Annotated in this window: 8 protein-coding genes and 1 tRNA gene; 3 read left to right on the top strand and 6 right to left on the bottom strand. The window is 57.6% G+C overall.

Annotated elements, in window-relative coordinates:
- Nucleotides 1–74: 74 nt before the first annotated feature.
- Nucleotides 75–3,596 (bottom strand): DUF1553 domain-containing protein, encoded by a 3,522-nt coding sequence (locus VGH19_10560; protein ID HEY1171802.1) that lies wholly within the window; start codon nt 3,594–3,596, stop codon nt 75–77.
- 318 nt (nt 3,597–3,914) lie between these two features.
- Between VGH19_10560 and VGH19_10555 the strand changes: the two genes are divergently transcribed.
- Together VGH19_10555 and VGH19_10550 are read left to right on the top strand one after the other, a co-directional pair.
- The gene (locus tag VGH19_10555; protein HEY1171801.1) at nt 3,915–4,796 is read left to right on the top strand and encodes an HAD hydrolase-like protein; all 882 of its coding nucleotides are present in this window, start codon (nt 3,915–3,917) and stop codon (nt 4,794–4,796) included.
- Nucleotides 4,797–4,823: 27 nt separating this feature from the next.
- Nucleotides 4,824–5,891, top strand: coding sequence for a 3-deoxy-7-phosphoheptulonate synthase (locus VGH19_10550; protein ID HEY1171800.1), 1,068 nt, complete (start codon nt 4,824–4,826; stop codon nt 5,889–5,891).
- Nucleotides 5,892–6,158: 267 nt separating this feature from the next.
- Here the strand turns inward: VGH19_10550 and VGH19_10545 are convergent, their stop codons facing one another.
- The 5 genes from VGH19_10545 to VGH19_10525 all read right to left on the bottom strand — a co-directional run bounded on the left by VGH19_10545 (nt 6,159) and on the right by VGH19_10525 (nt 12,201).
- The gene (locus VGH19_10545) at nt 6,159–6,722 is read right to left on the bottom strand and encodes a hypothetical protein (GenBank protein HEY1171799.1); all 564 of its coding nucleotides are present in this window, start codon (nt 6,720–6,722) and stop codon (nt 6,159–6,161) included.
- A gap of 8 nt (nt 6,723–6,730) precedes the next feature.
- A complete protein-coding gene (gene ispG, locus VGH19_10540) occupies nt 6,731–8,524 on the bottom strand; it encodes a (E)-4-hydroxy-3-methylbut-2-enyl-diphosphate synthase (GenBank protein HEY1171798.1) in 1,794 nt (597 codons plus the stop codon).
- Between the two features lie 2 nt (nt 8,525–8,526).
- Nucleotides 8,527–9,957, bottom strand: a complete 1,431-nt coding sequence (gene rseP / locus VGH19_10535) for an RIP metalloprotease RseP (GenBank protein ID HEY1171797.1) — start codon at nt 9,955–9,957, stop codon at nt 8,527–8,529.
- A gap of 110 nt (nt 9,958–10,067) precedes the next feature.
- The gene (locus tag VGH19_10530) at nt 10,068–11,216 is read right to left on the bottom strand and encodes a 1-deoxy-D-xylulose-5-phosphate reductoisomerase (GenBank protein HEY1171796.1); all 1,149 of its coding nucleotides are present in this window, start codon (nt 11,214–11,216) and stop codon (nt 10,068–10,070) included.
- A gap of 34 nt (nt 11,217–11,250) precedes the next feature.
- Complete coding sequence (locus VGH19_10525) at nt 11,251–12,201, bottom strand: phosphatidate cytidylyltransferase (GenBank protein HEY1171795.1); 951 nt, start codon at nt 12,199–12,201, stop codon at nt 11,251–11,253.
- A 267-nt stretch (nt 12,202–12,468) separates the two neighbouring features.
- On the opposite strand from VGH19_10525, the gene VGH19_10520 reads away from it, so the two are divergent.
- Nucleotides 12,469–12,543: transfer RNA gene (locus tag VGH19_10520), tRNA-Cys, on the top strand.
- Nucleotides 12,544–12,663 lie beyond the last annotated feature (120 nt).

Below are 12,663 nucleotides of genomic sequence, written 5' to 3'. Positions count from 1 at the left end.
CTTCTGGCCATCTGGCTTCCCTGCTTCTTTCCCCCATCTGTGTCTATCTGTGTTCATCTGCGGTTAAAAAAACCTCACCCCTTCGCCAACACCCCATCCAGGTTCAACAACACATTCCCCACCACCGTCCACGCCGCCTGCTCCGCTGTGTCGCCGCTCATCACTTTCCCATCCGCGCCCGTCGCCAATTTTTTCGCCGCTTCTACGTCCGTGCGATAATGCTCCAGCTCGCTTTGATACAATTGCACCAACGCCTTCACCTGCTCCGCTTGCGGTGGTCGTGACAGACACAACGTGAGCGCATATTTCATCCGTTCCTCCACCGTGCTGCCGCCTTCCTTCTGGATGCGCCGTCCCAATGCCTGCGACATCTCCACGAACGCCGGGTCATTCATCGTCACGAACGCTTGCAATGGCGTGTTCGTGGGCAAACGCCGCATCGTGCAATTCTCGCGGCTCGGCGCATCGAATGTTGCCATGCTCGGATACGGCACCGTGCGCCGCCAGAACGTATAGAGCCCGCGCCGATACCGGTCCTCGCCCGTGCTCGTCGTCCAACTCCGTTGACCATTGAACGCCGCACGCCACAACCCATCCGGCTGCGGCGGATACACCGATGGCCCGCCGATCTTGCTGCTCAACAACCCACTCAACGCCAGTGCCTGATCCCGCACGCCCTCCGCATCCAAACGACGCCGTGGATAATGCGACAGCAACTCATTCAACGGATCCTTCGCCCGCGCCTGCTCGCTCACCACGGACGACTGCCGATACGTCGAGGACATCACCAACAGCTTGGTGAACGCCTTCATGTCCCACCCTTTGTCCATGAACTCCACCGCCAGCCAGTCGAGCAATTCTCGATGCGTTGGCATCGTCCCCTGCGTGCCGAAATCTTCTTCCGTCAGCACCAGCCCGCGACCAAACAATTGCGACCACACGCGATTCACCTGCACCCGCGCCGTGAGTGGATTTTCCCGGCTCACCAACCACTCCGCCACCCCGAGGCGATTCCGTGGCACCGAGGCACTCGGCGGCGCGAATTTCGCCATGAACTCCGCTTCCACCTTCGCCCCCGGGTCAAGGAAGTTGCCCTTGTTGAAGATCGTAGAAGTGCGCTTCTTATCCACACCTAACTCCTTCATGATCGGCAGCACCAACGGTTTGATCGCCGCCAAGTCCTTCCGTTTCTGTGCGAGCTGCGTGTTCACCTTCGCCAGCGAAGCCGACATCGGCCGGTAATAATCCAGTAACGCCGCTTGCTGTGCCTCACTCCGTTTTCCGGCCTCGACTGCGAGGATCGCCAGAATGTTCTTCGGTAATTCTCGCACCGGCGTCTTCTGCGTCGTCGCCTGCAAGCGGAACTTCCCGAGCAGATGTTTGCTCCCGTAATTCTGTTCCAGCGTCAGCGTGACAATCGACCCCTCGCCCTCCGTCAATGCACTGCCCAGTTCAAACACCGCCGCATGCGCCTTGCCGACTTCGCCACCGATCGCCCACCCCGTCTTCTTGTCTGCATCGATCGCCTTCGCCACCTCATAATCCTGCTGGCTGTGATCCGCTGACGCATTCTTCAGCGCGATGGCCCGCTCCCCGTTCGTCGCGAACTCCACGCTCGTCTTCGGCGCTTCGCTCACCGTCGTTTCCCACACCGGCTTGCGCGCCGCATCCAACGCGATCACCCGCGCCCCATTCAGCCGATTGCCCACGTTCCCATCTGTGCGATTCCACACCGTCACGCGCTCTACCGTCTGCACTTCGCCGAGGTCCACTTCCCACCACGGATTCTCTTCCGGTCCCGCGTGCGACGTGGATTTCAAATCAAATTTCCCGTCCGTATTCCCATCCACCGCGTAACCCGCCGCGCCATCGTATGTTGTACTCGATTGCTTCGCCGCCTTCCCCTGCGCGATATTCTTCCCGCCGCTGAATACCTGCACCTCCGCCAGCGAAAGCACCTTTTCTTTCCCCGCGATCTCCACGCGCACAAACCGCGCCTGCGGTACCGCCTTCTCGGATGCCTTCACCGTCAGCTTCACATCGCTCAGCACAAAATTCCCACCCGCGCGACCCGGCCCCTGTCCCGGCAAGCTCGCATCCAGCAACGCCTCCAAGCGCACCGCCGTTACGCCCTTTTCATTCAAGCGCCATGTCACCGTGTAAGTATCCGTCTCCGCCTTGCTGTCCTTCGCGAGGATCGATTGATCCGATTGCACCACCAGTTCCATGTTGGATTTCGCCTTCGCCTCCACCGCGTTCAGCGTCGTCCATTTCACACCCGCCTGCTGTGCCTTCTCCCACTGCGCCAATTCCGTGAGCAGTTCCGGCGTCGTCACCGACATCTGTTTCTCCAGCGCTACAATCTCGCTATGTATCTTCTCCGTCTTCGCCGTCTCATCTGCCGTCGGTAACGGCATCGTCGGAAACTCATCCGGCTTGTCCGTGTCCTCCGTCTGGTTGAAGAACGCGAAGAACTGGTAATATTCCTTGTGCGAGATTGGATCGAACTTATGCGTGTGACATTGCGCGCAATTCATCGTCAGGCCCATCCACACCTGCGAGGTCGTCCCTACGCGATCCTTCACCGCCGCCACGCGAAACTCCTCATCATCCGTGCCGCCCTCCGTGTTCGTCATCGTGTTGCGATGAAACGCTGTCGCCACCAATTGTTCCCGTGTCGGCTTTGGCAGCAGATCACCCGCCAGTTGCTCAATGGTGAACTGGTCATACGGCAGATTGCGGTTGAAGGCATTGATCACCCAGTCGCGATACGGCCAGATGTTCAATCGCAATGGATCGGAACCGTAACCCGCTGAATCCGCATAACGCGCCAAGTCCAGCCACATCCGCGCCCACTTCTCCCCGTAATGCGGCGAGGCCAGCAGACGATCCACCAGCTTCTCATACGCATTCGGCGACTTGTCATTCACAAACGCCTCCACCTCCTGCGGTGTCGGCGGCAAACCCACCAGATCCAGCGACAACCGCCGGATCAATGTATAACGATCCGCCTGCGCCGATGGCTTCAACCCCTTCTCTTCCAACTGCTCAAAAATAAAATGATCCACCCCATTCGCCGCCCACCGTTTGGAACTCCGCGTCTCCGGCACCTTAGGTAACGTCGGTTTGCTGAACGCCCAATGATCCTCATACACCGCGCCCTGCTGGATCCACCGCTTCAGCGTCTCGATCTCCTCCGCCGTCAGCGGATGCCCCGTCTTCTTCGGCGGCATGATATCATCCTCATCCGTCGTGATGATGCGCGCATACACCTCACTGTTCTTGATATCACCCGGCTTGATTGCGAACGACCCCTTGCGATCCTTCACCGCCTCCTCCCGGATATCCAAGCGCAACTTCGCTTCGCGCGTCCCCTCATCCGGCCCGTGACAATGGTAACATTTGGCCGAGATGATGGGTCGCACATCGCGCTGATAATCCACCTTGCCCGCCTTCTTCTCCGCCGCCTCGCTTGAAGCGGCCAGCGAAAGCAAAACCAGCAACCAACTCACGCGCTTCACCAGCGCTATTGCATTACAGCTCACCATAGGGATTTCAATGCCTTCACCATACCCATTCGTCCCCGACTCCGCCATGCAAGATTATCGAACCCACATGCACTTTTGGAGCGCAGTTCTCCAAACCAACCTCCTATAACCCCATCGCACTGCATCTCACGTCCTACCCTGCCCGCCTCTCAAAATACCGTTAAGCCTCCGTGCGCTATATGCACAATATGGAGCCAAAACCTTCCCATCTTCTCGCTGGTCGATGTTAGAAGTTCGATGTTCGAAGTTTTCCCCTTCGTCATTCGTACTTCGTCATGAGTCATTCCGGGCAAAACCCCTCGTTTTTTGCCTTTAAAACGTATTTGACTCTTTGCCCGGCTTGCCCTCCTATCTTGCCCTCTATTTATGAGCGATCCGGCACAAGTATTGCGCGATTTTAAGCCCTCGAAAGAATTCTTCGTCGGCATTGATTCTGACGGCTGCATCTTTGACAGCATGGAGATCAAGCACCAGGAGTGCTTTGCCCCCATGTTCATCAAGCATTTCCACCTCCAAGCCGTCAGCAAATACGCCCGTGAAACCTGGGCGTTTGTGAACCTTTACTCCAAGACCCGTGGGGCCAACCGTTTCCCGGCCCTCGTCCGCGCCTTGAACCTCCTGCGTGAACGTCCGCAGGTCAACGCCCGTGGCGTCAAGATCGCTGACACCAAAGCACTCGATGAATGGATCGCCCGTGAAACCAAGCTCGGCAATGCGACCCTCGCCGCCGAAGTGAAGAACGGCAATCGCGGCCTCGACCAGGTCAAAGTCTGGTCGGACGCCGTCAATGACACCGTGCTGGACCTCGTCCATGGTGTGCCCCCCTTCCCGCTCGTCCGCGAATGCCTCGCCAAAATCAACGCTCAGGCGGATGCCATGTGCATCAGCCAGACGCCCGTGGACGCCCTCCAACGCGAGTGGAGCGAGCACGGCATCGAGAAGTTCGTGAAGATCATCGCCGGTCAGGAGATGGGCACGAAGACCGAGCACATCAAATTTGCTGCGAAGGACAAATACGCCCCCACCAAGATCCTCATGATCGGTGACGCCCCGGGCGATTTCAACGCCGCCAAGAAAAACGGCGCGCTGTTCTTCCCCATCAACCCCGGCAAAGAAGAAGCCTCCTGGGAACGCCTGCACAACGAAGCGCTCGACCGCTTCTTCAAGGGCACCTATGCAGGCGAATACGAGACCGCACTGGTTAAGGAATTCGACGCCTGCCTGCCGGAAAACCCCGCGTGGAAGTAGTCCCGGCCAAAGGCCATATTAGTTGTCATGCAGCCGATCAATAACCTGCACGTACAGGAGACCAAACGCTTGCTCTCGCCCAATGCGCTGAAAGCCCAGTTGCCGCTCAGCCAGAAGGCGGAACAGACCGTCGTCAAAGGTCGCGAAGCCGTCCGCGCCATCTTGCGTGGCGAAGACCCGCGCCTGCTGGTCATCCTCGGCCCCTGCTCCATTCACGATCCGTCCGCCGCGCTGGATTACGCCGCCCGCCTCGTGAAACTGCAGCAGGAATTGAGCGACCGCCTGTGCATCGTGATGCGCGTTTACTTCGAGAAACCGCGCACCACCATCGGCTGGAAAGGTCTGATCAACGATCCGCACCTGAACGGCACGTATGACATCGAAGCTGGCCTGAAAGTCGGACGCAAACTGCTCTTGCAGATCAATGAACTCGGCCTGCCTGCCGCGACGGAGTTCCTCGATCCCATCGTGCCGCAATACCTCGCCGAGCTCATCAGTTGGGCCGCGATCGGCGCGCGCACCACGGAATCGCAAACCCATCGCGAGATGGCCAGCGGCCTCTCCATGCCCGTCGGCTTCAAGAACGGCACCGATGGCAGCCTGCAAACCGCCATCGACGCCATGACTGCGGCGCGTAGCGCGCACAGCTTCCTCGGCATCGATCCCGATGGCTTCACCAGCATCATCTCCACCACCGGCAATCCCGATGGCCACGTGGTGCTGCGCGGTGGCCGTGTCCGCACGAACTACGATGCCGAGAGCATCGCCGAGGCCGTGACCGCGCTGAACAAGGCCAAGCTTCCGCCCCGCCTGATGGTAGATTGCAGCCACGCCAACTCCGGCAAGCAACACGCGAAGCAGGAAGAAGTCTGGAATAGCGTCATCGCCCAACGCGCGGAAGGAAATCAATACATCACCGGTGTGATGGTCGAGAGCTTCCTCAGCGAAGGCAGCCAGGCGCTCAAAGCCCCTGCCGATCTGAAATACGGCGTCTCCATCACCGATGCCTGCATCGACTGGACCACCACCGAGCGCATCCTCCGCAAAGGCCACGAAGGCCTCGCGAAACTGACCGCTCAAACCGCCGTGGCCTAAGCCAACTGCTTATCATCGTAAAAACAACCGGCCGCACATCACTGTGCGGCCTTTTTCTTTCCCGACGAAACCCAAAGCCCCGTGCTGCCGCGCTTCTAGCCGGCAGTAAGTTGCCCTCCGACGAATCAAATCCCCCTTCCCCTCCGACCTTCCTCATCTCTCACTTCCGATGTTGAAAGTTGGGCATTCGATGTCTTTCAGTTACGCATTACGCATTACGCATTACGCTCCCCATCCCGTAAATCCTATTAATCCTGTCAAAAATCTTCAACCCCAAGTCGGCCACGGCTTCGTCACCTTGTAAGCCTCCCGCTGAAACTCATCCGCCAGCACCGGATACGCCAGGATCAGACACGTCTTCAAAAAACCTTCCTGATCCAGCTCGAACTGCCACTCCGCCCCTTCCATCTCGTAGAATAGGACGATCTCGTCCTTCCCCTCATCCCGCCAATACTCATCATCAAAAATCGATTCGATCTCCTTCTCCGTTGTATCGCCATCCAGATGCAGCTCTTTGCCCTTGAAGCGGAACACCCCTTGAAACGGTTGAAACCCCTGCCGCAGGTAGTCATTCCACACGAAACTATAGCTGGCGACACTCCCTTGATAAAGGTCCGCACTGAACCCGCGTGAAAGATAGACCAGCGAATCCTCCACCTTGCGCCGCTTCAGCTCCGGCTTGCCGAATACCTCCAGCGCCGTCCACGGCGCATGAAGGCCCACGCCGTTAAGCGTATTCTTGTCGAAATCAAAGACCACCTTCTGCCCGCCCACCACCGGCCATTGCTGTGCCGGGTCTTTGTAGCCGAAGATGGTTTGCAGCAATCCCACGCGTTCCCTTAGTTCGCCGCCGCTTCTTCGAGCTGCGGTTCCACCCACTTGCCATGCTCGCGGATAAGATCCACCAGACGTTCCACGGCTTCCGCCTCGGGAATGTTGAACTTCACCGGCGTCTTGCCTACGTAGAGATTGATCTTGTTCGGTGCCCCGCCCACGTAACCGAAGTCCGCATCCGCCATCTCGCCCGGCCCGTTCACGATGCAACCCATGATCGCGATCTTCACGCCCTTCAGATGTTCCGTGCGCGCCTTGATGCGCGCCGTGACCGTCTGGAGATTGAACAACGTTCGCCCGCAGCTCGGGCACGCCACGTAATCCGTCTTGAACGAACGGCAACCCGCCGCCTGCAAAATATTGTAAGCGAGCCGCAACGATTGTCCCGCGCCCGATTCCCCCCGCACGAGGATCGCATCACCGATGCCATCCGCCAGCAACGCTCCGATGTTCACCGCCGCGCGCAAGAGTGCGATATTCGGGTGCAACGGCACCGGTTCAAACGTCAGGCAATCCTTCAGCAGAATCGGGTTCTTGCGGCCCAGACGCTTCAACTGTGCCACCAGCAGGCGATACGCCGTGATGACGGGCAACTGCACGCCGTCCTTCACCGCCACCAGTTGCGTATCGCAATTGATCGCTTCACTGGAAATCTCCTGCGTCGGATCGAGTTCGAGGATGTTCAGATCCTCATACACCGCTTCCGGTTTCACATCCGCCTTCGGCGAAATCTTCGGCGCGACCTTCTCCCACGTCGCTTTCGTCACCACCACGCGCACGGTCTGTTCACCGCCGCACTTGATCGTTTCGTTCAACTCCGTCTCCGGCGTCAACCGACGCTCGTAGTGGAATGGATCAAACGGGAACTGTGTGTGCCCAATGGTATTGTTCTTCGCCGTCAGCAACGGGATTTGCGCCACCAAGTCATTACACACCGCGATCTCACGCGGAGAATCTTCCGTGAGGGAAACCCGAATTGTATCACCCAAGCCATCGCACAGCAGCGAGCCGATGCCGATGGCGGATTTGATACGACCATCTTCACCCTCACCCGCCTCAGTGACACCGAGGTGGATCGGATAATTCCAGTCCGCACCTTCCTTCGCGAGACGCGCCACCAACAAGCGGTAGCACTCGATCATCACCTTCGGATTGCTCGACTTCATCGAGAACACGAAGTTATGAAAATCATTCTTCCGGCAGATGCGGGCGAACTCCAGCGCACTCTCCACCATGCCCAACGGCGAATCGCCGTAACGGTTCATGATACGGTCGCTGAGCGAGCCGTGGTTCGTGCCGATGCGCATCGCCCGGTTCAGGCGTTTGCATTCCAGCACCAACGGCGTGAATTTCTCTTCGATGCGTTGCAGCTCGGCCAAATACGCCTCGTCCGTATATTCCTTGATTGCGAACTTCTTCGAGTCCGCGTAGTTGCCGGGATTGATACGGATCTTCTCCACCCACTTCACCGCTTCCATCGCCGCATCTGGTTTGAAATGAATGTCCGCCACGATCGGCACGTTGCATCCTTTGGCGCGCAATTCCGCCACCACGTTCTGCAGGTTCGCGGCGTCCTTCACCGTCGGTGCGGTGATGCGCACGATCTGGCAGCCCACGGCCACCAGCTCCAACGTCTGCTGCACGCAGAGCGCCGTGTTCATCGTATCGCACGTGAGCATGGACTGCTTCACCACCGGGTGCTTGCCACCGATGATGACGCCACCGTTCGCCGGATCACCCACCACGACTTCACGGGTCTGACGGCGCTGGAACTGGAATGGAGAGGAACAATATTGCATGACTACTTCGGGGAATTCGTAGACGAACTGGGCTCCGGTGCAAACTTCATTTCTTTCGGCGGAGCCGATTTATCCGGTTTCAGATCCTGCACATCATAGAACGAGACATACATGATATAGCCGATCACCATCACCGCGCATCCCTGATAAACCCAGTTCAATATCTTCGGGCTTACCTCGCGACGACTGATGAGATTGATCAACGCCAGCGTGATATGGCCACCATCCAAGACTGGCACCGGTAACATGTTCATGATGGCGAGATTGATGTTCAACACCACGCTGAACCAGATGGCCAGGCGCCAGCCCTGATCGCTCTCGAAGAGCAGATAGTAGATGCGCATGATGCCCACTGGACCCGAGAGATGCTGCGGCTTGATATCAGATTTCGGGGAGAACAATGCAGCAAACGTGCCCACCATGGAATCGATACCACCCTTTACCTGCTCGATCGGATTCGGATGGATGAGGGACATCTTCCCCGTGGCATCCCATTCGATGCCGATCTTGAATTCGTCCCAATTGATCGGCTTGGCCGGCTTCACTTCCAAAGTCTTTTCCGCACCAGCACGCTTCACGGTGACCATCGAGACATTGTTGCTCGCCAGCGCGAGTTGCTGGGCCACACCTGCCGGGTGATACACTTTCACCCCGTTCACCGCCACGATCTCGTCATTGATCTGCAAGCCCGCCTTCAAGGCCGGTCCATGCTCTACCAATCCCGCGACAACAGGCGTCTGCGAAGGCTCCACACCGATCTGTCGCAATCCCTTGCGCTCATAGCTCTTCGTTTCCGGCAATCTCGGTGCCACCACGAAATTCGTCACCACCTCGCCGCGTTGTATCTTCACATTGATCGTCTCGCCTTCGCTGCTCACGATCCGCCACATGATGCTGTGCTTGCTGACACCCGAGAAGCGGTCCACGGGCGCTCCATCGATCTCCAAGATTTTATCACCAGCCTGGATGCCAGCTTGTGCCGCCGGAAACTCTTTCGGGGCAAAACCCACGATGGTTGTCGTCTCCTTCTCGCTCACCGGACGCCCAATACCCCATACGATCACAGCAAAAGCAAACGCCAGCAGCAAACTGAACAACGGTCCTGCGAACGCCACGATGATCTTGTCGATCGGCGAGATCTCCGGGAGATTCTCCTTCGGGCCTTCAATCTTGCCCTCGATCGCCTCCATCGGTGCCATCTGCGGTAGGGAAACGAAGCCACCCGCCGGGATGCAACCCAAGCAATAGGTCACGCCGCCGATTTTCTTCTCCCAGATCGGCTTGCCGAACCAGATGCCAAACCGGTCCACATGCAGCCCGCGCCACTTGGCCGCTAGGAAATGACCCAGCTCATGCACGATGATCACCAAGTTGAAGAGCACGATCACTTCAAACAGGATGAACAAAAATTTTAAGACACCAGCTATGCTCATATAGGGTTTACACCACGGATACGCCCGTGGTGTGAATGCCACAGGATTGACTATACTGGCGCACCAGCGACTGGCAACCTAGTAAAACCACGGATTTGCCAGCAACCTCGTCAGCCGCGCGCCGCCTCCTGCCGTGCCCAAGCATCGGCTGCAAGTATTTGATCCAGAGTCGGATGCGATACGACATTGTGCGCGTCCATCACCTTCGCAACCAGCCCTGTGATTTGAGGAAAGTTGATTTGGCGATTAACAAAAGCTTCGACCGCCACTTCATTGGCCGCGTTCAATACCGCTGGCAACGTCCCGCCAACCTCCCCTGCCCGACGCGCAAGTTGCACCGCTGGAAAGCGTTCCACATCCGGCTCTTCAAAGGTCAACGTGCCGATTTTCGCAAAGTTCGTCTGCACCCGGTCACTGCCGATCCGCTTCGGATAGCTCAGCGCATATTGAATGGGCAGGCACATGTCCGGCGTGGAAAGCTGGGCGATAATGGACCCGTCCACAAACTCCACCATGGAATGCACGATACTCTGCGGATGCACCACCACCTTCACCCGGGGCATCTCGATATCAAAGAGCCACCGCGCCTCGATCATCTCCAGCCCTTTGTTGAACAAGGTGGCTGAATCGATTGTGATCTTCCGCCCCATCACCCAAGAAGGATGCTTGAGCGCCTTCTCCAGTGTGATCTCCGCAAACTTCTCCTTCGGCCACACCGTCTTATCCCGGAAAGGACCGCCGGAAGCCGTCAACCACAAGGCCCGCACCGAATTGGCTGGTTTATCATCCAAGCATTGGAAAATAGCCGAGTGCTCGCTATCCACCGCCAGGACGCGCACCCCATGCTTCCGGGCCTCGTTCATCACGATCTCGCCCGCCATCACCAAGATTTCCTTGGACGCCACCGCGATGTCCTTGCCCGCCCGAATCGCCGCCAACGCCGGTTGCAATCCCGCCGTGCCGACGATGGCTATGAGCACGATGTCCGCCCCCGGCATCGTCGCCAGCTTCAAGAGACCTTCATTGCCGCTATAAACTTGGCAAGCCGTGCCCAGCAGGTTGGATAGCTCCTTCGCCTTGGCCGGATCGGTGATAGAGATCGCCGCCGGTTTGTGCCGACGCGTCTGCTCCAGCAACAACTCCACGTTGTTACCTGCCGCCAGCCCCACCAGTTGAAATTGATCCGGCAAGTCCTCCGCCACCTTGATCGTGCTGGTGCCGATAGAACCCGTGCTGCCCAATAAAACCACTTTCTTCATGCGCGAAAAACCCGGCGATAATGCGTACTCCACCTCAATGCGTCAAAACATGACGCAGATAAAGATACATGAGCGGTGCGTTGAAAAGGATGCTGTCCAAGAGATCCAGAATGCCACCGATACCCGGAAAGAACGCTCCCGAGTCCTTCACCCCCGACTCCCGTTTGAACAAAGACTCGATCAGATCCCCGATCACCGCCGCGATGCTCAGCATAATGCCCAAGATCACCGCATGCATGAGGTTCATCCCCGGCAGCTTCGCCGCCGCAAAGTGTGCAAACGCCACACTCACCCCCGTCGAGATCACGATCGCCCCGCCAAACCCCTCCCACGTCTTCCCCGGACTGATACGTGGAATCATCTTGTGCTTCCCGATCAATGACCCCGTCACATACGCCCCCAAATCACTGAACTTCGTCACCAGAATGAAATACAGCACATACCAATGCCCATTATCATTGATGCGCGGGAAGTAATTGATCTTCTGCACGAAATTCAACAGCCACGGCACATACATCAGGCCGAACAACGTCGTAGAAATCGCCAAAATGCCCGCTGTATTCGTCTTGGACGTGAACTGCTTCACACACAACCCCAGCACAAAGATGACGATGATGCTGGATTCAAAATCCGCCGGACGCGCCGGATCTTTCGGTCCCAAGAATCCGGAGACATAGAAGAACGTGCTCGTCATCAGCAAAACACCGCCGAACACCCCCCACCCTTTGAAGCAAACCAACCCGCGCTTCTCAACCATCCCGTAAAATTCCAGAAGCCCCGTCACCGCCAGCAACGTCATGATGCCGACAAAGAACCAATCCGAGATGACTTTGTTCCCGGAGAACAAAGCCGTAATCACCACCGTCCACAACATCACCGAGCTGAACAGACGGCGCAAGAACACCTTCCCCTTGCTGGGACCAGGTGCTGGCGCAGGTGCCGATGTAGGGGCAGGCGAACCCGCCGATGTATTCACTTCAGCCATTTGTTTGACCCCAGAAACCTAGCCCGCCCACCAAACCCCTGTCGAGCGGGTTTCACACCCACCCCCGATCGTAATCGTCCTTCGACTTATACCCTGCACCTTTTGGCAAAAACACGCACATCACCGTCCTTGATTTCGCAGCGCGTTAATTGAAAAACGGGGCCCGGCCTCAGCTGGCAAGTTCAGCGAACTCGAAACTTTACTAAAAACTCAAAACAAGAGCTTGCGCTGACGGGAGAGTTCCTTAGATTTCCCGGCACGCGTGATGGCGGGGTAGCCAAGTGGTAAGGCACGGCTCTGCAAAAGCTGCATTCGTCGGTTCGATTCCGACCCTCGCCTCCAATGCGAATTCTAGGCTGTTTCCTAGGGTTTTTCTGGCTTGAGGGGTTAAAAAGCGCCCAACGCATACCAAAACGCACACCTGCGAAGGTCATCCGCGCGAATCCGCGCCGATCGGCCGGT

The sequence above is a fragment of the Verrucomicrobiia bacterium genome, from assembly GCA_036405135.1.
GTDB lineage: Bacteria > Verrucomicrobiota > Verrucomicrobiia > Limisphaerales > JAEYXS01 > JAEYXS01.
The sequence above is the reverse complement of the archived record's forward strand: the minus strand, read 5'-3'. Positions and strand labels throughout refer to the sequence as shown.